At 73.4% G+C, this 21,742-nt stretch carries 15 protein-coding genes; 6 read left to right on the top strand and 9 right to left on the bottom strand.

The window, feature by feature from the left end; all coding sequences use genetic code 11:
- Positions 1-285: 285 nt before the first annotated feature.
- The 5 genes from BMW85_RS49785 to BMW85_RS27925 form a co-directional block, all read right to left on the bottom strand.
- Positions 286-450, bottom strand: a complete 165-nt coding sequence (locus BMW85_RS49785) for a hypothetical protein (protein WP_177240918.1) — start codon at positions 448-450, stop codon at positions 286-288.
- A gap of 73 nt (positions 451-523) precedes the next feature.
- The gene (locus BMW85_RS27935; protein ID WP_020544973.1) at positions 524-793 is read right to left on the bottom strand and encodes a WhiB family transcriptional regulator; all 270 of its coding nucleotides are present in this window, start codon (positions 791-793) and stop codon (positions 524-526) included.
- 124 nt (positions 794-917) lie between these two features.
- Positions 918-1,184 (bottom strand): hypothetical protein, encoded by a 267-nt coding sequence (locus BMW85_RS48665; protein ID WP_143082421.1) that lies wholly within the window; start codon positions 1,182-1,184, stop codon positions 918-920.
- 117 nt (positions 1,185-1,301) lie between these two features.
- Positions 1,302-2,171, bottom strand: a complete 870-nt coding sequence (locus BMW85_RS27930; protein ID WP_091087052.1) for an acyl-CoA thioesterase — start codon at positions 2,169-2,171, stop codon at positions 1,302-1,304.
- Positions 2,172-2,411: 240 nt separating this feature from the next.
- Complete coding sequence (locus tag BMW85_RS27925) at positions 2,412-4,451, bottom strand: ATP-dependent DNA helicase UvrD2 (protein ID WP_091087050.1); 2,040 nt, start codon at positions 4,449-4,451, stop codon at positions 2,412-2,414.
- A gap of 152 nt (positions 4,452-4,603) precedes the next feature.
- Between BMW85_RS27925 and BMW85_RS27920 the strand changes: the two genes are divergently transcribed.
- Together BMW85_RS27920 and BMW85_RS27915 are read left to right on the top strand one after the other, a co-directional pair.
- On the top strand, positions 4,604-5,530 hold the full coding sequence (locus tag BMW85_RS27920) for an alpha/beta hydrolase (RefSeq protein WP_245775109.1): 927 nt from the start codon (positions 4,604-4,606) through the stop codon (positions 5,528-5,530).
- Between the two features lie 100 nt (positions 5,531-5,630).
- Positions 5,631-5,879: a mycoredoxin gene (locus BMW85_RS27915; RefSeq protein WP_091087046.1), complete on the top strand. Its 249-nt coding sequence runs from the start codon at positions 5,631-5,633 to the stop codon at positions 5,877-5,879.
- Between the two features lie 21 nt (positions 5,880-5,900).
- Here the strand turns inward: BMW85_RS27915 and nudC are convergent, their stop codons facing one another.
- Positions 5,901-6,872: an NAD(+) diphosphatase gene (gene nudC / locus BMW85_RS27910; protein WP_091087043.1), complete on the bottom strand. Its 972-nt coding sequence runs from the start codon at positions 6,870-6,872 to the stop codon at positions 5,901-5,903.
- A 146-nt stretch (positions 6,873-7,018) separates the two neighbouring features.
- Between nudC and BMW85_RS27905 the strand changes: the two genes are divergently transcribed.
- From BMW85_RS27905 to BMW85_RS27890, 4 genes are read left to right on the top strand one after another with little or no spacing between them, the layout of a single operon-like run.
- Positions 7,019-8,164, top strand: coding sequence for an ATP-grasp domain-containing protein (locus BMW85_RS27905; RefSeq protein WP_091087042.1), 1,146 nt, complete (start codon positions 7,019-7,021; stop codon positions 8,162-8,164).
- Positions 8,161-9,639, top strand: a complete 1,479-nt coding sequence (locus BMW85_RS27900; RefSeq protein ID WP_091087039.1) for an IucA/IucC family protein — start codon at positions 8,161-8,163, stop codon at positions 9,637-9,639. The genes BMW85_RS27905 and BMW85_RS27900 overlap by 4 nt, the downstream gene beginning before the upstream one ends.
- On the top strand, positions 9,640-11,166 hold the full coding sequence (locus BMW85_RS27895; protein WP_091087037.1) for an IucA/IucC family protein: 1,527 nt from the start codon (positions 9,640-9,642) through the stop codon (positions 11,164-11,166).
- A 26-nt stretch (positions 11,167-11,192) separates the two neighbouring features.
- Complete coding sequence (locus BMW85_RS27890; RefSeq protein ID WP_091087163.1) at positions 11,193-12,260, top strand: type III PLP-dependent enzyme domain-containing protein; 1,068 nt, start codon at positions 11,193-11,195, stop codon at positions 12,258-12,260.
- On the opposite strand, the gene BMW85_RS27885 is transcribed toward BMW85_RS27890, so the two are convergent.
- From BMW85_RS27885 to BMW85_RS27875, 3 genes are all read right to left on the bottom strand, one after another.
- Positions 12,220-15,510, bottom strand: a complete 3,291-nt coding sequence (locus BMW85_RS27885) for an ATP-dependent helicase (protein WP_091087034.1) — start codon at positions 15,508-15,510, stop codon at positions 12,220-12,222. The genes BMW85_RS27890 and BMW85_RS27885 overlap by 41 nt on opposite strands.
- Positions 15,504-18,608: an ATP-dependent helicase gene (locus BMW85_RS27880; RefSeq protein WP_091087032.1), complete on the bottom strand. Its 3,105-nt coding sequence runs from the start codon at positions 18,606-18,608 to the stop codon at positions 15,504-15,506. Before BMW85_RS27880 ends, BMW85_RS27885 begins: the two co-directional genes overlap by 7 nt.
- A 218-nt stretch (positions 18,609-18,826) precedes the next feature.
- Entirely contained in the window at positions 18,827-21,574 is a 2,748-nt protein-coding gene (locus tag BMW85_RS27875; protein ID WP_091087161.1) for a CDP-glycerol glycerophosphotransferase family protein, read from the bottom strand.
- Between the last annotated feature and the right edge of the window lie 168 nt (positions 21,575-21,742).

The following is a 21,742-nucleotide window of genomic DNA, read 5'->3' as shown; positions in this document are numbered from 1 at the left end:
CGGCTGCGGAGCGGGTGAGGGGCCGGCCTGTACGGAGTTGAGATCGGTGGGATCGCCTGCGGTGTGATCGGCGATCCTGGTAGCTGCGCGCCTCGGTTGACCGTCGTGGTTGTAGGCGCTTTGGCGTACTGATCGAAAAGCTGCTCGAAGGCGCAGTGTTGCGGGTTCGAGTTCCCGGACAGCGCGAGAGCCGGGCGCCCGTCGGCGCCCGGCTCTCGCGTTCACGTGGCTGGACCATCCGTTCTCAGAGGAGGAGATCCTGCGCCGGCGGCAGGATCTCCTCGATCACCACTGCAGGAGCAGGGCTCGCCGGAGGCGGTCGTTGGCCTTCTGCACCTCGCGCTGCGCCCGTCGCACGCGCTGTACGCGCAGCGCGAGACGCTCCTCCTCCGCTTCGCGGTGGAGGGTTTGTATTCGGTCGTTCACGAGGTCATGGATGAGATGGGACATTCCGGTGCTCCTAGTCGGTCGAGCGTTCATCGGTTCTCGGTTCCTTTCGATGTGGTGCGTACGTGCGGGTGGATCAGGCAGCGACCGGGTGCTTGCGGGGACGCCCGCGCGGACGCTTGCGGGGAACCACGGTCCCCCTGAGGATCAGCTCGCCGCCCCAGACGCCCCACGGCTCCTCGCGCTCGAGCGCGCGGTCGAGGCAGGCCTTCTGGATCGGGCAGCCGCCGCAGAGCGCCTTCGCGAACTCCACGTCATCCGGCGACTCGGCGAACCACAGGTCAGGGTCGGTACGACAGGGGATCTTGGCTTCGTCGATCAGGTCCATGATCGTCTTCGCCCCCATCTTCTTACTCCTTCGATCGATCCTTTTGTTCTTTGTTGGACACCTCGTAGGTGGTCGGATCGCGGGCAACAAAATGGCCGCGGATCCGTCTGTGGATCCGCGGCCTGGGGGCTACTGTCGCCGGTCAGGTTATGACCGGTGTATCCCTCCAGGGCTGCGGACCGCACAGTCCACCATTGGTGAGCTGGCTGGCCGGCAGTTCGATACGTCCTGCGTAGGCAGCAGCCACCTGCGGAGCGGCGGCGCCGGCGTGGGCGCGCGCACGGAAGGCGGCGAACTGGCTACGGGCAGACTTCTCCTGCCGTGGCTTGGCGGGCCCATAGGCGAGCAGCACCGAATCACGGCATGCGGCAGCGAGCCACGGCGTGGCTGCAATCTTCTGAATGCTCATCACTGGGGCTCACCTCCACTCTGCTGATCGTCGGAAACAGTCGTGTCCGACTCGCTTGCCCATGACCCTAAACCGGAAGGCCGGGACCCGGCAACATATTTTCTACCTGCGATTTCGCTATCGCAGCGGCCGGATCATGGCCTCCTGTACGACGGAGACCACGAGATCACCGGACGCGGTGAACATCTCACCGCGCGCCAACCCCCGCGCCCCCGCAGACCACGGTGACTCCTGAGCATAGAGCAACCAGTCGTCGGCCCTGAAGGGGCCATGGAACCACATGGCGTGGTCGAGGGAGGCGCCCTTGACGTTGGACATGCCCCACGCCATGCCGTGCGCCAGCAGGATGGTGTCCACGAGCGTGTAGTCGGAGGCGTAGGCGGCCAGCACGACGTGCAGCAGCGGGTCGTCGGGCAGCTCGGCGTCGTAGCGGAACCAGACGTTGGTCTCGGCGCTGCGCAGCGACGGGTCGCTGTAGGCCTCCCACGTCAGCGGCGAGGCGTAGCGGGAGTCGACGGGCCGGGGCCGCGACACCCAGTCGCGGAACTCGGGGTGGTCGCCGACCAGGTCGAACATGCGCTCCTGGAACGTGGGCAACGTCTCGGCCGCCGGCACGACCGGCATCACCGACGCCTGGTGTCTCACCCCCTCCTCCTCGATGTGGAACGACACCGACATCGTGAAGATCGCCTTGCCGTGCTGGACGGCCTGGACCCGCCGGGTGCTGAACGAGCGCCCGTCGCGCACCCGCTCCACGTTGTAGACGATCGGGATCGACGGGTCGCCCGGCCGGATGAAGTAGGCGTGCAGCGAGTGGACGAAGCGGTCCTTGGTGACCGTGCGCCCGGCCGCGACGAGGGCCTGGGCCGCCACCTGGCCGCCGAAGACGCGTTGGATGCGCTCCTCGGGGCTCCTCCCCCGGAAGATGTCGAGCTCGATCTGCTCCAGGTCGAGCAGGTCGAGCAGCTCCTTGAGCGCCTCGTTCACGTGTCGGTCCCCCTCGCGGGCCCCGGCGCCGGTCGGTGCTGAGGCGGCGGGGCAGGTCTTCTTTCTCGGACAGTTATCCGGGCCTGACACAAGTTTGACGTGCCGCCGGAACCGGTCCACATCCGGCCCGGCGGTCCGATGATGACCGGCCGGCGTTTCGCGGTTGTTACACCGCGCCGCGCCAGGCGGTCGTTACACCGCCGCGGCAGACGGTTGTCACACCTCCGCGGCAGACGGTTGTCACACCGCGCCGCGGCAGAGGGCGAGCACGGCCTCGCCGTACCGGTCGATCTTGACGCGGCCGACGCCCGGAATGGACAGCAGCTCCTGCTCGGTCGCCGGCGCGCGCTCGGCGATGGCCTGGAGGGTGACGTCGGTGAAGACGACGTACGGCGGGATCTTGTTGTCCTTGGCCGTGGTCGTGCGCCACGCCTTCAGCCGCTCCAGCAGCTCCTCGTCGTAGTCTGCGGGACAGGTCGCGCAGCGGCCCAGCTTCTGCTCGGCCGCGGCGGTGAGCGTCTTGGCGCAGACCCGGCAGCTCACCGGCGCGGCCACGGTGCGCCGCTCGCGGGTGGCGCCGGGGATCGGGCGCGGCGGGGCGGCGCGGCCGGTGAGGCCGTCGAGGAAACGAGAGGGCCGGCGGCCCTTGCGCCCGCCCGGCGCGCGCGCCAGCGCCCAGGAGAGCGTCAGGTGCTCGCGGGCGCGGGTGACGCCGACGTAGAGCAGGCGGCGCTCCTCCTCGATCTGCTCGGGGGTCTCGGCGTAGACGATGGGCAGCATGCCGTCGGTGAGGCCGACGAGGAACACGGCGTCCCACTCCAGGCCCTTGGCGGCGTGCAGGGAAGCCAGCGTGACGCCCTCGACGGGCGGCGCGTGCTGCTCGGCCGCGCGGCGCTCCAGCTCGGCGACGAACGCCGGCAGGTCGGCGCCCTCGGCCGCGAGGTCCTCGGCCAGGTCGGCCAGCGCCTTCAGTGACTCCCACCGCTCCCTCGCCTTGCCGCCGCCGGGCGGCGCGGGGGTGAGGCCGACGCCGGCGAGGATGTGGTGCACCTCGGCGGCCAGCGGCTCGCCGGCCGCCGAGCGGGCCGCGCCGCGCAGCAGCACGACCGCCTGGCGGACCTCGGGGCGTTCGAAGAAGCGCTCCGCGCCCCGCAGGAGGTAGGGGATCTCGGCCTTGGCCAGCGCCTCTTCGTACGCCTCCGACTGCGAGTTGACCCGGAACAGCACCGCGATCTCGCGGGCCGGCACGCCCTTGTCGAGCAGCTTCCTGATGGCCCTCGCCACCCCGGCGGCCTCGGCCGGCTCGTCGTCGTAGTCGGCGAAGACGGGCCGCGGGCCGTCGGGCCGCTGGGCGACCAGCTCCAGCCGGTGGGGCGAGCGGCCGCGGGCGATGACCCGGTTGGCCAGGTCGACGACCTGAGGGGTGGAGCGGTAGTCGCGGACGAGCCTGATGACGGCGGCCTGCGGGTGCTCGACCGCGAAGCCGGTGAGGTAGCGCGGGCTGGCCCCGGTGAAGGAGTAGATGGTCTGGTTGGGGTCGCCGACCACGCAGATGTCGTCGCGACCGCCGAGCCAGGTGTCGAGCAGGAGCTTCTGCAGCGGGTTGACGTCCTGGTATTCGTCGACGACGAAGTAGCGGTATTGCCGGCGGATCTGCGTGGCGACCTCCTGGTGCTCGGTCATCACGGCCGCGGTCAGCTCCAGGATGGTCTCGAAGTCGACCAGGTGGCGCTCGCGCCGGAGGCGTTCGTACGCCTCGTACAGGCGGGAGATCTCGTCGGCGGCCACGGGGGGCGTGCGGTGGTGCTTGGCCGCGGCGGCGGTGTAGTCCTCGGGGCCGATCTGGGTGACCTTGGCCCACTCGATCTCGGCGGCGATGTCGCGCAGCTCGGACCGGTCGGGCGTCCTGCGGAGCTGCCGGCACGCCTCGGCGATCACCGGCAGCTTCGACTCGATGACCGAGGGCGCCTCGCCGCCGATCACCCGCGGCCAGAAGTAGGTGAGCTGGCGCAGCGCGGCGGCGTGGAAGGTGCGGGCCTGCACGCCGGGCGCGCCGAGCGCGCGCAGCCGCTGGCGCAGCTCCCCGGCCGCGCGCGTGGTGAACGTCACAGCCAGCACGCTCTGGGCGTCGACGACCCCGCTCCGCACCGCGTGCGCGATCCGGTGGGTGATCGCCCTGGTCTTGCCCGTCCCCGCCCCGGCCAGCACACAGACGGGACCGCGCACCGCCTCGGCGACGGCGCGCTGCTCGGGGTCGAGGCCGATCAGGACGTCATCCACGTGTGTCACCCCTTCATCTTCCCAGCACTGGCGACCAGGGGGCTTATTCTGGCAACATGCGGGCCGACGTATGTTCCTAGCGTCGAGATGCAAAGAACTGGTCTCTACCCCCACAATGGGGCCGACCATTGACCCTGGGGGAAAGGAAGGCCGTGCGGATAGCGGTTCATGTGGGCGCTCTGGCGCTCGCTGCCGTCGTGCTCACGCCCGTCAGCGCCAATGCGGTCAGCGCGGGCGCGACCGCGGCGCAGCCCACTCCCTCACCCACCGTCGCCACCCCGGCGACCTCGGACGACGTCTACGGGCTGAGCACGGAGACCATCGCGTACGGCGCGCACAAGCGGCAGCAGATGGACGTGTGGTGGACCCCCGACGGCCAGCAGCGGCCCGGCGTGTTCCTCATCCACGGCGGCTGGTGGTCCAGCGGCGACAAGCGCTACATGAAGGAGATCACCCGCAGCTACGCCGAGCTCGGCTACACGGTCTTCAACCTCAACTACCGCCTGTCCGGCGACGCGGCCTGGCCGGCGCAGCGCACCGACGCGCTCGCGGCCATCGCGACCGCCCGTAAGTTCGCCGAGCGGTGGTCGTTCGACCCGGGCAACTACGTGGTGGTCGGCTTCTCGGCGGGCGGGCACATCGCGGCGGCGGTCGGCACGTACGGCGACGGCGTGAGCGGGCTGAAGGGCGTGGTCGGCCTGTCGCCGATCACCTCCCCGCTGCAGGCGTACGCCGACGGCGACGCCAGGAAGACCACCGACCTCAACAAGCGCAGGCTGCGCAGGGCCGCGATCAAGCTGGCCGGCGGCTGTGCGCCCAAGGGCAAGTGCGCGCGGGTGTGGGCCAGCATGGAGGTCGCCTGGCACGCGAGCAAGCGCGACGCACCGGTGCTGACCATCCACTCGCAGGACGAGTTCGTGCCGCCGTCGCAGGGCATCCTGCTGCGGGAGATGCTGGCCAAGGTGGGTGTGCCGGTGACGGTGCTGACGCAGCCGGGGATCAACCACAGCGCGCCGCTCTACCGGGAGCCGGGCGTGGCCGAGCGGGTGCAGACCTGGATCGCCGAGCGCATCGGCTGAGCCCGGCGGTGAGCACGGCCCTCTTGGCCAAGGGATTAAGCGGGCATGCCGGGTTGTTGCACCGGACGCCTGACTTCTGACCTGGGAGGGATCACCCGACATGGCGCTCACCGTCTACAGCACGAGCTGGTGCGGCCCCTGCAAGCGGCTCAAGGCTCAGCTGGCCCGTGAGGGCATCAGCTTCGACGAGGTCGACATCGAGCGCGACCCGTCGGCGGCGGAGTTCGTGATGAGCGTCAACAACGGCAACCAGACGGTGCCGACCGTGGTGATCGACACGCCTGGTGGCCGTGTGGTGCGGACCAACCCGTCGGCGCTGGAGGTCAAGGCCATCCTCGGCGCCGCCTGATCGGGCCCCTGATCGGGGTGGTCACTCGTAGTCGAGCTGCCCGCCGTACCACGTCTCGATGAGGCGGCGGGCGATCGACACCGCGGGCGGCAGGCGCAGCTCGCCGGAGTCGAGTGCCGCGGTCATCTCCTCGCGGGAGAACCAGCGCGCCTCGGCGATCTCGTCGGCGTCAGGCCGCAGGTCGGTGGTGACGGCCTCGGCGAAGAAGCCGAGCATGAGGCTGCGCGGGAACGGCCAGGGCTGGCTGCCGAGGTAGCGCGGCCTGACCACGCTGACGCCGACCTCCTCAGCGACCTCGCGCACCACGGCGTGCTCCAGCGACTCGCCCGGCTCGACGAACCCGGCCAGGATCGACATGCGCCCCTGAGGCCATTGCGGGCCGCGGGCCAGCAGGCAGCGGTCGTTCTCGTCGCGGATCAGCATGATCACGGCCGGGTCGACGCGTGGGAAGTGCTGGCTGCCGTCCTCGGGGCAGACGCGGATGTGGCCGCCCGTCTGAATCTCGGTGCGGCTGCCGCAGCGCGGGCAGAACTCGTGGGTGGCGTGCCAGGCCTCCAGCGCGACGGCGTAGACCAGCAGGCCCGCGTCGCGGTCGCCGAGCAGCCCGCCGACCTGGCGCAGCCCGGCCGCGACCGGGTCGCCGTCGGGGGTGTCGGCCAGCTTCATCGCGAACGTGACCCGCCCGTTGGCCTCCTGCCTGGGCACGCCGGGCAGCTGCGCGGCGACCGCGAAGTAGGCAACCTCGCTCTCGACCCCGAGCAGGTAGCGCGGACCTTCGGGCGCCTCGGCGGTGCTGAACAGCACCGCGCGCACCTGGTCGCCCTCCCTGCGCACCAGCGTGTGGCCGTTGTCGATGACCAGCACCCTGGTCGTCGGATCGGACCAGGCACGTTCCAGCCACCGCGGGTCGGCGCGCAGCGCCGAGGAGCGGTCGATGGTGCCGCGCGCCAGAAGCAGGGGTCCGATCAGTTGTTCTTCCGCCGTGGTCTCCACAGGCCCGCCCCCTCCAGAATTTCCATGTCATCCTATGACCTCGCGGGTCGCCGCCCGATCGCGAATTCGGGCCCGCCGCCGGCCGCGCTCCGGCTAAGATCATCGGGTTAGGTTAGCCTTACCTGATTCTCGGGGGTGCCTCGACGTTGCGGCTCTACCTCACCGCGCTCAAGCCGACCGACTCGGTCACCGGCGGCTTCCTGCCCGCCGCGCGCGCCCTGGGCTGCGAGGTGACCGTGCTGACGGACCGGCCCGAGCAGCATCCCGGCGCGGTGGCCTGCGACGTCCGCGACCCCCGCGCCCTGATCGACACGGTCGAACGGCTCGGCCGGCCGGACGCGATCTTCTCCAACTCCGACCATCTGCAGGCGGAGACCGCGCTCGCGGCCGACTACTTCGGGCTGCCCGGCAAGGACTGGCGGGCCTGCCTGGCCGCCAAGAACAAGTTCCTGATGCGCCGCGCGCTGCGCGAGGCCGGGATCGAGCGGGTCAGGTCAGCGCGGCTGGCGCCCGGCGATCCCGTACCGGAGGGGTGGCAGCTCCCCGTGGTGCTGAAGCCCAGGGAAGGCGTGGCCAGCGAGGACGTCGTCCTCGTCGAGAAGGACCTCGCCGGGGCCGTCGCCCAGGCGCGGCGGCGGCGGCCCGGCCAGGCCCTCGTCGTGGAGGAGTACCTGGAGGGCCCGCTGCGCACGCTGGAGACTCTGGGGGACGGCGAGGAGGTACGGGTGCTCGGCGGGTTCGAGACCCGGCTCGGGCCGCTGCCGCACTTCGTCGAGGAGCGCCTGGACTGGGCCCCGCCGCAGGACCCGGCCGCCGAGCACGTGCTCGCGGCGCTGCGGGCGCTGGGCGCCGGTTTCGGGGCCTGCCACACCGAGTACGCCCTGACCGCCGCGGGACCGCGCATCATCGAGATCAACTACCGGGTCATCGGCGACACCTGCGACTTCCTGCTGGCCGACGTGCTCGGGATCCCGCTGTTCGAGCAGATCCTGCGGACGCACCTCGGCGAGCGCCTGCCCCAGGCCGGGCCGGCCCCGTCCGGGCACGGCTGCGCGGTCAGCGTGGTCGCCGACCGGCCGGGAACGGTCAAGGAGGCGCCCGCCGACGAGTACGTCGACCGCGACGGCGTCCGCCTCTGGCACCGCCCGCTGCGCGCCGCCGGCGACCAGGTCTCCGTCACCGGCACCAACCGCGACTACCTGGGCGTCATCCGGGCGGTCGGGCCCTCGCGGGCGCGGGTGGACGCGGCGGTGACCGCTTACCAGGCGGCCCGTCCGTGGGTGGTCGGATGAGCGAGCGGGAGGCTTACCTGGCCGCCCGGGTGCTGGACGCGCTGCTGCGGGAGGACTACGGCGGCCTGGCCGGGCGGGTGACCCGCACCAAGGACGGCGTGGGCCTGCTGCTGGCCGACGGGCGATGGGCGCGGCTGGAGCCCGGCCTGCTGTTCCAGGACTTCGTGGTCGCCGCGGACGAGCGGCTGGGGCTGGAGCAGGTGCTGGAGACGCTGGTGGAGGTGGCGGACCCGGCCGACTCCGAAGGCGTCGCGGCCTTCTTCGAGGAGTGCCTGGCGGCGCTCTCGGGGCTGGAGCTGATGGACGCGCACGCGGCGGAGGTGCTGCGGGGCGGGCCCTCGTACGAGACGCTGGCGGCGCTGGCGGACCATCCGGTCTACCCGACGTCGCGGGCGCGGGTGGGGTTGTCGGAGGAGGAGCTGCTGGCGTACGCGCCGGAGTTCGGTCCCCGGTTCCTCCTGCGGTGGGCCGTGGCGCCGCACGGCGCGCTCGTGCCGGGCTCGGTGGCGTCCCTGCCCGCCGACCTCATGCCTCCCGGCATCCGTCCCGAGGGGGTGCTGTTCCCCGTGCACCCGCTGGCCGTCGAGCACGTGAGCAAGATCGACGGTGCACGGGTGCTGGACGAGCGGGCGCTGGAGGTGCGGCCGACGCTGTCCATGCGGACGGTGGAGGTCGATCCGCGTACGCATCTCAAGCTGCCCCTGCCGATCAGCACGCTCGGCCTGCGCAACCGGCGCTCGATCAAGCCCGGCTCGCTGGCCGACGGCGCGCGGGCGGAGACGCTGCTGCGGCGGCTGGCCGGCCCTGACGTCCTGCTGGCCGACGAGCAGACCTACGCCGCCACCGGGGACGAGCACCTGGCCTGGATGGTGCGCCGGCTGCCCGAGGGCACGATCGTGCCGGTGGCCGCGCTCACCGCGCCCGGCGTGGACCTCGGCCACCTCGTCCCCGCCTACCTGCGGCTGCTGCTGCGCTGGAACGTCGAGCTGTTCGTACGCTTCGGCGTCGCCCTGGAGGCGCACCAGCAGAACCTGGCCCTCGTCCTCCGGGGCGAGGAGATGAAGCTGCTGGTCAAGGACAACGACGGCCTGCTGGCGTCCCCTGCGCGGCTGCGCGCGGCCGGGATCGAGGCGCCGGCGTTCGCCGACGAGCGGATGCTGACCGACGACCCGCACGCCCTCGCCGACGTGTTCGTCACCATCACCCTGCACCTGTCGGCCGCCGCCGTCGCGTTCGGGACGCTGCCGCCGGCCCGCGCCGCCGCGCTGCTGCGCGACAGCCTGGCCGAGGCGCTGGACGAGCACGGCGACCATCCCATGGCGCGGCTGTTACGCGCGAGGACCCTCGACGCGGCCCGCCTGACCGGCAAGTCCATGGTCACCGCGGGGACGCTCGCGCCCAAGTGGCGCACCGGCGCGCGCGACGTCAACAAGCACTACGGCACCAGCGGCCCCAACTACCTGAGGAGAGCCTGAATGCCCGGACCGGCCATCGACGCGCCCTGCGCGCCGGCCGAGGAGGCGACGCTGGCGGCGCTGCTGCGCTGCTGCGTCCGGGAGGTGGCCGGGCCGCGCGGCCTGGTGTGGCCGGCGCCGCCGAACCTGCTGCTGCGGGTGGCGGGCACGCTGCTGCGGGTGCGTACGTACGGGGGCGCCGCGCTGCGCTTCGACGGCCCCGCCGAGCGCCTGGACGCCGGGGCCTGGCGCCCGCTGACCGCGGCCGAGCTGGTGGAGCTCGTACGCGCCGAGCTCGGGGGCCACAACGGGGAGTTCGCCGGCCAGGTCGCCGCCAGCAGGGACGCGGTCGCGGCCATCCTGCACGCCAGGGCGGCGGCCGAGCCGCCCGCCGATCCGTGGCTGGCCTCGGAGCAGGCCCTGGTGTACGGGCACCCGTTCCATCCGAGCCCGAAGGCGCGCGGCGGCGACGGCTGGCTGCGCTACGCGCCGGAGGCGCACGCCGCGTTCCCGCTCCGGCTGCTGGGCGTGCGGGCGCCGGCCGCCGTCGAGGAGGGCGAGGTCACGGCGCTGGACGGGCTGGGCCGCGCGCCGGACGGCTACCGGCTGCTTCCCGCGCATCCGTGGCAGCTCGACCTGCTGCGGCCCGCGCTCGACGGGGACGAGCTGATCGACCTCGGCCCCGGCCCGGAAGCGGTGCCGACGTCGTCGGTGCGTACGGTCTACGTCCCTGACGCGGGGGTCTGCCTGAAGTTCTCCCTAGACGTGCGGATCACCAACTGCGTGCGCAGGAACGCCTGGTACGAGCTGGCGGGCGCGGTGGAGCTGACCGCGCGCCTGGGCCCGGTCTTCGAGCGGGTCGCGGCGGCGCATCCGGCCACCCGGTGGCTGCCCGAACCCGGCTACCGCACGGCGGCCCGGCACCCCGAGGGGCTGGGCGTGATCGTCAGGCGGAGCCCGTGGGAGGTGTGCGACCCCGGGGTGACGCCGGTGCTGGCCGCCGCGCTCGCCCTGGACGTACGGCCCGCCGAGCCCGTCGCGTGGTGGCGGGCGTACGTGGCGAAGGTCGCGCTGCCGGTGCTGGAGCTGTTCTTCGCGCACGGCGTCGTCCTGGAACCCCACCTGCAGAACGTCCTCGTCGGGCTGGACGGCGACGGGATGCCCGCCCAGGCCGTCTTCCGCGATCTGGAGGGGACCAAGCTCGTCGCGGGCCGGCACGACCTGTCCGGGGTGCGGCCCGAGGTGGCGGCGGCGCTGACGTACGACGCCGGGCGCGGCTGGGTCCGGGTCGTCTACTGCCTGCTGGTCAACCACCTGACCGAGATCGCGGCGGCCGTCGCCGGGCGCGACGACGCGCTGCTGCGCACGCTGTGGGAGGCGGCCCGCGAGCTGATCGCCGGGCAGGCCGACGCGCTCGGCCGGCCGCTGCCGCTGTCCGACCTGCTGGCGGGCGCGCCGCTGCCGGCCAAGGCCAACCTGGGCGTGCGCTGGGCGAGGGCCGCCGACCGCGCCGCCGGATACGTCCCGATCGCGAACCCGCTCGCGTGATCCCCGACCGCTTGATCCCCGGCCGCTTGATCCCCGACCGTGTCAGAGAGGCCGCCGCCGCGCTCCCGGCCCCGGCCTACGTCTACGACCTGCCGGGCCTCGACGCGCACGCGGCGGCCGTGCGGCGGGCGCTCGCGGGCGTCGAGCTGTACTACGCCGTCAAGGCCAACCCCGACGCCGAGCTGCTGCGGGTGCTGGCCGGGCACGTGGACGGGTTCGAGGTGTCGTCGGGCGGCGAGCACGCGCACGTCACCGGCCTGTTCCCCGCCATGCCGGTGGCGCTCGGCGGGCCCGGCAAGACCGACGCCGAGCTGCGGCTGCCGCACCACCGCGTCCACGTCGAGTCGCCTAATGAGCTGCGCCGCCTGCGCGCCACCGGCCTGCCCGCCGACGTGCTGCTGCGGATCAACCCGGACCTGCCGGTCGAGGGGGCGGCGCTGACGATGAGCGGGCCGTTCGGGATGGACGAGGCGGGCGTGGCGGAGTGCCTGCCGCTGTTCGGCGGGCGGCTGCGGCTGCGCGGCCTGCACGCCCACCTGGCCAGCGGCCTGGACGCCCCCCAGCTCCTCCGCCTCGCCGCCGCGCTCCTCAGGACCGAGCACGAGGAGGTCAACCTGGGCGGCGGCATGGCCGTGCCGTACGCCGAGCCGGAGCGCCGCTTCGACTGGACCGCGTACGGCGCGGGCCTGCGGGCGCTCGCGGGCGGGCGGCGGCTGCGCATCGAGCCGGGCCGGGCGCTGACCGCGTACTGCGGCTACTACGTGACCCGGGTGATGGACGTGAAGCGGGTGCGCGGCCAGGCGTACGCGATCCTGCTGGGCGGCACCCACCACCTGCGTACGCCGGTGACCAAGGGCCACGACCAGCCGTTCGAGGTGCTGCCGACGGGCGCGGGGCCGGGCGTGACGGACGAGCCGGTGACGCTCGCCGGCCAGCTCTGCACGCCGAAGGACGTCTTCGCGCGTGCCGTGCCCGCCTCGCTCAGGGTCGGCGACACGGTGGTGTTCGCGATGGCGGGCGCCTACGCCTGGAACATCTCACACCACGACTTCCTCATGCACCCGAAGCCGGCGTTCCGTCATCTTCGCTCCTGACGCTCTCCACGAGCGCGATCAGCCCTGCCTCGTCCAGCAGGTCGACCGGGCGGACGGTGCGGCCCGCGCGTACGTAGTGGAAGGCCGCGCCCACCCGCTCCAGCGGCACCCCGGCCAGGTGCGACCAGGCCATCCGGTAGGCCGCGAGCTGCACCGACGCCGCCTTCGCCGCCTTGCCCCGCGGCGGCTGCCCGGTCTTCCAGTCGACGACCTCGTAGCCGCCGTCCGGCGTGGCGAAGACCGCGTCCATGCGCCCGCGCACCAGCCGGTCGCCGATCATGGTCTCGAACGGGATCTCCAGGTCCACCGGCCGCCGGTCGGCCCACTCGCTGCGCTCGAAACGCTCCTGCAGCTCGGCCAGGCGCACGTCGGCCTCCTCCGGCTCCAGCTCGTCGTGGAGCTCGAAGTCGTCGATGAGCCGCTGCTGGTCCCAGCGCGTCTCCAGCCACCGGTGGAACGAGGTGCCGCGCCTGGCCAGCGGCGCCGGTTTGACCGGCACCGGGCGGCGGATCCTGCGGGCCAGCTCGCGCGGGTCGGCGGCCAGGGTGACCAGCGACGAGACGGTCAGCTTGGCGGGCAGCTCGACGATCGTGGGCGGGCGGCGCAGGTGGCGTTCGCGCTCGCGCAGCAGCAGGTCGGTGTCGCGTTCCCAGGCCCGCATGCGCTCCTGCTCGTAGGCGCGTACGGGCTCGTCGTCCTCGTCGTCGTCCTCGTCGAGCGCCCCGGACAGGACGTCCTCGACCAGGCGGGCGCCGTCGAGCACGGACTCGTAGCGCAGGCCCTCGGGCGTGACCGGCCAGACGGCCTCGGCGGGCTCGGCGAGCAGCGGGTTGGCCGCGCCCTCGGCGGAGCCGCCGGCCCAGACCGCGACCCGGTCGGCGGTGTCGCGGATCTCCAGCAGGAACTCCGAGGGCTCCAGCGGCTTGGTGGCGCTGCCCCAGCGGTAGCCGGAGGCGATGAGGAGGTAGTGGGCGCGGGTGACGGCGACGTAGGCGAGCCTGCGCTCCTCCGTCAGGTCCCGTTCGCGGCACAGCTCGTCGAAGACCGCGAGGTCCTCCTTGCCGAGCCCGCCGAGCCGCGGCAGGTCGGCGGCGTCGCCGCGCAGCGGGTAGGGCAGCTTGCGCGGGTTGTCGGTCCACCGGCTGTTCATGACCGGCGAGGCGGGGAAGACGCTGCCGGTCGCCACGTGCCCCTTGGAGCTGACGAGCTGCGACAGCCCCGGCACGACCACGACCGGCCACTCCAGGCCCTTGGAGGCGTGCACGGTCATGAGCTTGACGCTGTTGCTCTCGCCGACCCGCCCGGCCTCCAGCCCGAACTCCTCGCTCTCGGCCGCCTGCAGATAGGCGAGGAACGCCCCCAGCGTCGGGTCCTCGGCGTCGCCGGCGAAGCGCGAGGCCGCGTCGATGAAGGCGTCGAGGTCGGCCCGCGCCGCGAACGCGCCCGCCGTGCCGCTGCGCGCCGCCACCTCGATGTCGAGGCCGAGCCTGCGCTCCACCTCGGTGATCAGGTCGGGCAGCGGCTGCGCGGCGTGCGCGCGGAGCTGGCGCAGCTCCTGCGCGAGCGCGACCAGCCGGGTGCGGGCCAGCGGGGAGAACGCCGCCAACCACTCCTCGCGGTCGGGCAGCTCGTCGAGCGCGTCCACCAGGCTGCCGCGCTCCTCGGCGAGGTCGGCCACCACCTGGTCGAGCGGGTCGGTGGCGCGCTCGCTCTCGCTCAGCTCGCGGGCCAGCTCGCGGGCGCACTCGCCGAGCACCCGCAGGTCGGCGGGGCCGATCCGCCAGCGCGGCCCGGCCAGCAGCCGGGCCAGGGCGTCGCCGGCCGTCGCGTCGTAGAGCACGCGGAGGGTGGCCACGATGTCGTTGACCTCGGGCACGGTCAGCAGGCCGCCGAGGCCGACCACCTCGACCGGGATGTCGCGCTCCTCCAGCGCCCGGCGCAGCGCGGGGAACTGTGAGCGGCGGCGGGCCAGGACGGCGACGTCCTGGGGCTGGAGCGCGAGGGTCTTCTTGCGCTCCTTGTCGCCCCAGGGCAGGCCGTCGGGGGCGACCTCCTGTCCGAGGATCTTCGCGATGCCGTCGGCGACCCACTTGGCCTCGTCCTCGGCGGTCTCGTGGAAGGCGCAGGTCACCCGGCCGCGCTCGACCCGGTTGGGCCCCGGCACCAGGACCGGCACCTCGCGCGCCTCCATGCGCAGCGGGAGCTGGACGCGGGCGGCCACGTCGAGCACCCGGTCGCCGTTGCGGAAGCTGACGCTGAGCTGGCGTACGGGGGCCGGATCGCCCGAGGCGGTGCGGAAGTCGCGGGAGAAGCGGCGCAGGTTGCCCGCGGACGCGCCGCGCCAGCCGTAGATGGACTGGCAGGGGTCGCCGACGGCGGTCACCGGATGGCCACCGCCGAACAGCGAGCGCAGCAGGACGAGCTGGGCGTGGCTGGTGTCCTGGTATTCGTCGAGCAGCACGACCGCGTAGCGCTCGCGCTCGATCTCGCCGACCTCCTTGTGGCGGGCCGCGATCCGGGCGGCGAGCGCCATCTGGTCGCCGTAGTCGATGACCTCCCTGCCGCGTTTGAGCCGCTCGTACGCCTCCACCAGCGGCAGCAGCTGCTCCCTGGCCGCCTGCACGGCGAGCGGCCGGCGCTGCGCGAGCGTGGCGCGGCCGGGCACCCGGGCCAGCCACTCGCGCAGCCGCTCCCCCGTCTCGCGTACGTCGTCGGGGCGGCGCAGGTGCTCCGACAGCTCGCCCGCCAGCTCCAGCAGGGCCGCCGTGACCGAGGGCGGGCCCAGCTCGACGCGGTCCATCGGCCCGTCGTAGGCGGCGACGACGCGCGAGGCGAGCTGCCACGACACGGCCGGGGTGACCAAGCGCATCGTCGGCTCCAGGCCCTCGCGCAGCGCGTGGTCGGTGACCAGGCGGGCCGCGTAGGCGTGGTAGGTGGAGACCGTGGGCTCGTCGTCGAGCGCGCCCGGCTCGACCAGGCCCGCCTCGGCCAGCCCGGTCAGGCGCTCGCGCACGCGGGTGGCGAGCTCGGCGGCGGCCTTGCGGGTGAACGTCAGGCCCAGCACGTTCGCGGGTTTGACCAGGCCGTTGGCGACCAGCCAGACCACCCGTCCCGCCATGGTCTCGCTCTTGCCCGAGCCGGCGCCGGCCATGACGACCATCGGCTCCAGCGGCGCCTCGATGACCGCCGCCTGCTCGTTCGTGGGGGGAAGGACGCCGAGCTTGCCGGCGAGTTCGGCGGGGGTCAGCACACCTGGCCCCCGTTGTCGTTGACCGGGCAGCTCGACCGGGCCGCGCAGGTGCGGCAGCCGTCGTTGACCTTGGCCTGGAAGAACGGGCCCGACATGCCGGTGGCCACGGTGTCGACCAGGTCGGCGGCCCAGCCGGGGTTGGCGTCGTCGGCCAGCGCGCCCTGACGCTGCTCCAGGGCGTCGTTCTTGCCGCCCGCCTTGCCGAGCTGCACCAGGGCGGCGCCGCCCGGCTCGGTCATGCCGTGCCTGGCGAAGGCGCCGAGCAGCGCGGCGAGCTGGTAGACGCCGAGCTGCGGATGCCGGTCCAGCTCGCCGGCCTTCGGCTTGGAGCCGCCGGTCTTGAGGTCGATGATCACCGCCCGGTTGTCGGAGTCGCGCTCGACGCGGTCGACCCGGCCCTTGATCTGCACGCCCTCGGAGATCACCGCGGTGAACGACTCCTCCAGCGCGACCAGCTCGCGCGGGTTCTCCTTGTGCCAGCGCAGGAACTTGCCGATCATCTGCTCGGCGACCTGGCGCTGCTTGCGGTTGTACCAGGCGCCGCCGAAGTCCAGCTCGTGCCAGACCTGGTCGAGGCGTTCGCCGAGCAGGTCCTCGCTCGGCAGGTCGGTGGCGGCCAGCACGGCCAGGGCGTGGATGACGTTGCCGAGGCCCTGGGCGGTGCTGGTGCCGGCCGCGCCGACGGCGGTCTCCAGCAGCCAGCGCAGGCCGCACTTCGTGAAGCTCTCCACCGCTGACGGTGAGATGCTGACGACGCCCTCGGGCCAGCTCAGGGGGCGGTCGTCGGTCATGGGGGTGAGGGCGTACCAGTCGTTGGGGTGGGCGCCCTGGACGCCGGCGGCGGCCAGGCGGGCGAGCTGCCGGGCGGCCTTCCTGCGGACCTTCGCCGGTTTCGTCGGGTCCGTCACGGCGCTGCGCAGGTCGGCCACCAGCGCGGACATGTTGAGCCAGCGGGCGCGGTCGTCCACGGTCGCGGTCTCGACCTCGCCGGGGGTCAGCTCGGACAGGAACCGCGACGGGCGCTCGTCGGTGTCCTCGCCGCCGACTGCGGTGACGACCAGCCTGCGCCTTGCCCGGGTGGCGGCGACGTAGAACAGCCGGCGCTCCTCGGCCAGCAGCTTGGAGACCAGCGACGCGGCGTTGGGCTCGGCGCCCTCGACGGTCTCGACGAGGTCCTCCACGCCCAGCAGGGAGCCGCGCAGCCGCAGGTCCGGCCAGACGCCCTCCTGCACGCCCGCGACCACGACGACGTCCCACTCCAGGCCCTTGGCGCGGTGGGCGGTCAATACGCGCACGGCGTCGCCGTCGGGGGCGCGCTCGGCCAGGGTGTCGCCGGGGATCTCCTGGGCGGCCAGGTCGTCGACGAAGACCTCGGGGCCGGCCTTCGGCATGCGGTCCACGAACTTGGCCGCCTGGTCGAACAGGGCCACCACGGCGTCGAGGTCGCGGTCGGCCTGCGCGCCGCGCGGGCCGCCCGACATGGCCAGGTCGCTCCAGCGGGAGGCGAGCCCGGCGGCGTCCCAGACGGCCCACAGCAGGTCCTCGGCGGTGCCGCCGGAGCCGACCGACTCCCTCGCCACGCCGAGGAGCCGCGCCACGCGCTCGGCGGGCAGCGCGACGTGCGGCTCGATCCTGGTCAGCTCACGAGCGTCCCGTACGGCCGCGACCAGCAGCTCGCCGGACGAGCGGGCCTCGCCCTGCTCGGACGCCTCGTTCTCGGCGATCTTGAGCGCCCGGCGCAGGCGGCGCACGCCGATCATGTCGGTGCCGCCGAGCGGGCCGGTCAGCAGCTCCTCGGCGACGTTCTCGTCCAGCAGGGCCGGGTCGAGCGCGACCTTGAGCACGGTGAGCAGCGGGCGCACGCCCGGCTCCTGCGCGATCGGCACCTCGTCGCCGGCGATCATCGTTGGCACGCCGGCGTTGGTCAGCGCGCGGCGCAGCAGCGGCACCTGGCGCTTGGCCGAACGCACCAGGATCGCCATCCGGTGCCACGGCACGCCCTCGATGAGGTGGGCGCGGCGCAGCGTGTCGGCCACGATCGCGGCCTCCTGGCTGGTGCTGTCGGCCAGCAGCACGCGCACCTCGCCCTCGGGCAGGCCGGGCAGCGGCACCAGGTCGCGGTGGTCGTGCCGGTGGTCGAGGCCGGGGGCGACGGGCAGCTTGGCGGCCAGGCGGCGGCTCGCCCGCAGCAGGCCCGCGCCGCTCCTGCGGCACACGCGCAGGGCCAGCACGGGCGCGTCGCGGCCGTCGAGGGTGCGGAAGCGCTGCGGGAAGCCCATGATGCCGTGGACGTCGGCGCCGCGGAAGCCGTAGATCGACTGGTCGGGGTCGCCCACCGCGACCAGGTCGCGGCCGTCGCCGGCGAGGTGGTGGAGCAGCAGCTCCTGCGCCGGGTCGGAGTCTTGGTACTCGTCCACGAAGACCGCCTCGTGCGCGGCCCGCTCGCGCGCCCGCACCTCCGGTCTGGCCAGCAGCGCCGAGGCGGCGCCGACCAGCTCGGCGTAGTCGAAGGTCTCCTCCGGGTCGAGGTCGAAGCGGTCCTGGTAGCGCTCGGCGAAGCGGCCGGCCGCCACCCAGTCGCGGCGGCCGTGGCGGCGGCCGAGCTCGACCAGGCGGGGGCCGTCCAGCCCGCGCTCGTTGGCCCGGGACAGGAAGTCGCGCAGCTCCTCGGCGAAGCCGCGGGTGCGCAGCGGCTCGCGCAGCGACGCCGGCCAGTCGGGCGCGCCGTTCTCCAGCTCGCCGTGGAGCAGGCGGCGGATCTCCAGCAGTTGCTCGGGACCGGTCAGCAGGCGCGGCGGCGCCTTGCCGGCGAGGACCGCCTCGCGGCGCAGGAGGGCGTAGGCGTAGGAGTGGAAGGTCATCGCGAGCGGGGTGCGGGTGGTGCGGCGCAGGCGGGCGGTGACGCGCCTGCGCAGCTCCTCGGCGGCCTTGCGGCTGTAGGTGAGGATGAGCGCCCGCTCGGGGTCGAGGCCGCGCCGCTCGATGCGGTCGACGACGCTCTCGACGATCGTGGTGGTCTTGCCGGTGCCCGGCCCCGCGAGTACGAGGAGCGGGCCGCCGGGATGCCCGACCACGGCACGCTGATGCTCGTCCAGCACAGGGGGCACATCAGGGGCAGTGTTGCCACGTCGTACCAGGCGCCAGGTCTGACCACTCACAGCACTAGATTCCACCAGACCACAGGGGTAGATCGTGCCGAGTTGCCCGGTCTTCTCGCGCGAACCGCCTACGTTAGCGGCGGAAATCGCGGAAATCCCGACGACACGCCGAGGTCCCGGGCGCTGAGACGTGGCCCGGGACCTCGGCGGACGTCCTTCTAGGAGAAGAGGTGGTCCACGACGCGGACCGTCGCCTTGCCGTCGTCCCTGGGGGCGAAGGTGGCGCGGAAGGCGTCGTAGCGGTCGGCGTGGGCGGCGGCGACCTCGTCGATCGAGCGCAGCGCCTCGACGACCTGCGCCGAGGTGGACAGCACCGGGCCGGGGGCCTGTTCGGCGAGGTCGAGGTAGAGGCCGCGCTTGTTGGCGTATTTGGCCTGGTCGTAGGCGTAGAGGACGATCGGGCGGCCGGTGGCGGCGAAGTCGAACATCACCGAGGAGTAGTCGGTGACCAGGACGTCCGCGATCAGCAGCAGCTCGGCGATGTCCGGATATGTGGTGACGTCACGCGCGATCTCGGGGACCGCGGGGACGGCCTGCATCGGGTGCGCCCTGACCAGGATCTCGTGGTCGGCCCCCAGCGCCTCGCGCGCCTTGGCGAGGTCGAGCTTGACCATCGCGTTCTTGCGGTCGTAGTCGCGGTAGGTCGGCGCGTACAGGACGACCCGCTTGCCCTCCGCCAGCCCCAGCCGCTCGCGCACGGCCTCGGCCAGCGCCTCGCGGTCGGGCGAGTTGAGCACGTCGTTGCGCGGCAGCCCGCTCTCCAGCACCTCGCCCTTGTAGCCGAACGCCTTGCGCAGCACCGGCGTGGCCCACGGCGACTGCGACAGCAGCAGGTCCCAGCCGCGCACCTCGGCGGCCTGGCGGTGCCAGATCGGCGGCCTCGGGTCGCGCTTCATGTGGGGCAGGTCGTTGCCGATGTGCTTGGCCGGGGTGCCGTTCCAGGTCTGCACCACCACCTGGTCCTCGCGGGCGCGGAACCAGGTGGGCAGGAACGCGTTGCTGATGATGTGCCGGGAGCGCGCCAGCGCGGCGTGGTGCTCGCGGCTGCCGGCCCGCACGACCGTGGCCGGGCCCGGCGGCACGAACGCGCCGTCCTTGACGATCCAGATGTGCTCGCGGTCGTCGCCGCGCCGCAGCCGCTCCTCGTAGATGGCGCGGACGCTGTCGGCGTAGAGGCGGCCGTCGTTGACGACATAGACGGTGGCGTCGTTGAGCGGCTCGGTGCGCTGCGCCGGGTAGAAGACGCGGCGCAGCACGTGGGTGCCCGCCACGCCGCGCTCGTCGGCGGGACGGGCCTCCTCGACCGTGACGACCGGCACGTCGAAGCGGGTGGAGAGCATGCGGTAGACGCGGCCGTCGAGGGTGCGCGGCTCCTCGTCCAGGCCCGCCAGGGCGGCGTGGTCCATGCGCAGCGGCACGATCTCGCCCGACGGGTGGCGCAGCGACATGTTCCAGGTGCCGGAGGCCAGCGGCACGGGCTCGCCGAAGCGGTCCATCGCCGAGGGCGAGACCCGGACGGAGAAGCCCTCGCCGGACCGCTCCATCGGCAGCTGGTAGGACAACCCCGACCGGTGCCGCAGCGTGAGCGTGCGCGGGCCCGGCGCGTCGGGGTAGCGGCCACTCAGCACCAGTGCCTGGCCCTCCCACACGGCCGAGGTGATGACCGGCCTGATGCGGTGGGCGGAGAGCACGACGCGGTCGCGCCGGTCGCCGAGCACGGTGATCTCGCGGTCGCCCACGACCTCGCGGGCCTCGGGCAGGTCGGCCAGTATGACGGAGGCCGCCGGGTCGCCCTTGGGCTCGACCCAGAGCCGCCGGCCGTCCTTCTCCTGGAGCAGGGCGGGCACGGCCAGCCCGACGACGACCTCGGTGCCGCCGGTGACGGGCGTGAACTCGGCCGCGATGCGGTGGCCGCCCAGCCGGGCGTGGCCCTTGGTGACGCTGCGGCCGGGCAGGGAGATCTTGAGCTCCAGGCGGTCGCCGTCGAGGGCGACGCCGGTCAGCTCGGCCCGGTTGGGCTGGAGCACGACCTGGAGCGCGCGGTCGGAGGTCCAGACCGGGCGCACCCACCAGCCGGGCTTGAGCTTGAGCCCCGCCGGGCGTTCGGGGCGGCCGAGCGAGGAGCCGCGCAGCAGGCCGGTGGCGCGGGCGCCACGGCTCCAGAACACGATCTCGGCCCGCCACGTCGTGGTGTCGGGCACCGACGGGCGGTGCCGCATGCGGCGGCGCACCGCCGACACGACGTTGCGCACCGCGCCGCGCCAGCGCAGCGGCCACGGGCGCAGCTCGGCGGAGAAGCCGGACCAGTCGTAGTTGCAGCCGGGCTCGCGCGCCCCGTGGGTGGCCTCCGGCTCGTACGTCCGCCGCGTCCGCATGCGGATCGGCGGCAGCCAGCGCGGCCCGCGCAGCACCACGGTCGCCCAGTTGGCGCGCCTGCTGCGCACCGACAGCCCCGCCAGGTAGGCGAAGCCGGTGACGCGCAGCTTGCCGTCGACCCAGGCGATGTCGTCGATGTGCGTGACGGGCACCATGTCGGCGCGGCGCAGCCGGTAGAGGTCGGGCGCCAGCTCGTCCTGCAACGGCAGGTCGGCGTACCAGCGCAGGCCCTTGCGGATGCGCCTGGACGGCTCGGCCGCGGCCTCGACGACCTTGACCAGCGTGTCGCCGTCGATCAGCTCGTCGTCGGGACGGGTCTCGATCAGGTGGACGATCACCCGCCGGGCGACCGGCAGGTCGCGTTTGACGCCCGCGTCCACGGCCGCGAGGTAGGGGCGCACGAGCGCCAGCATCTCGCGCCGCCGCGCGGGACCGCGTTTGACCGCGAGGTCGATCCGGCCCCCGAGGGGACCGCTGAGCACCTCGTTGTCGAACGCGGCGTCGCGTCCGCCGGGGCCGACCGCTCGCATGACCGCTTCGAGAGGCTCGCCACGATCGCAGAGATCCTGGACAGCCTTGAGGCGGTCGGCGAGAGGTTCGCCGCCCTGGCTCTGGGCTGTGACGCCGGTGGCCATAGGGAGGCACCGCCTTTCGGGCCGCCATCAGTGTTCTGCCCATGGTAATGGGCGTCACATGTC

Source organism: Nonomuraea wenchangensis, assembly GCF_900111685.1.
GTDB classification, from domain to species: domain Bacteria; phylum Actinomycetota; class Actinomycetes; order Streptosporangiales; family Streptosporangiaceae; genus Nonomuraea; species Nonomuraea wenchangensis.
Note: the sequence above shows the minus strand (reverse complement) of the source record. Positions and strands in the feature narration are given on the sequence as shown.

What these genes read in the sequence shown, in the direction of transcription:
- BMW85_RS49785 (WP_177240918.1), bottom strand. Translation starts at nt 450, where the DNA reads ATGTCCCATCTCATCCATGACCTCGTGAACGACCGAATACAAACCCTC.
- BMW85_RS27900 (WP_091087039.1), top strand. Translation starts at nt 8,161, where the DNA reads ATGAGCGAGCGGGAGGCTTACCTGGCCGCCCGGGTGCTGGACGCGCTG.
- BMW85_RS27875 (WP_091087161.1), bottom strand. Translation starts at nt 21,574, where the DNA reads ATGCGAGCGGTCGGCCCCGGCGGACGCGACGCCGCGTTCGACAACGAG.
- BMW85_RS27915 (WP_091087046.1), top strand. Translation starts at nt 5,631, where the DNA reads ATGGCGCTCACCGTCTACAGCACGAGCTGGTGCGGCCCCTGCAAGCGG.
- BMW85_RS48665 (WP_143082421.1), bottom strand. Translation starts at nt 1,184, where the DNA reads ATGAGCATTCAGAAGATTGCAGCCACGCCGTGGCTCGCTGCCGCATGC.
- BMW85_RS27895 (WP_091087037.1), top strand. Translation starts at nt 9,640, where the DNA reads ATGCCCGGACCGGCCATCGACGCGCCCTGCGCGCCGGCCGAGGAGGCG.
- BMW85_RS27935 (WP_020544973.1), bottom strand. Translation starts at nt 793, where the DNA reads ATGGGGGCGAAGACGATCATGGACCTGATCGACGAAGCCAAGATCCCC.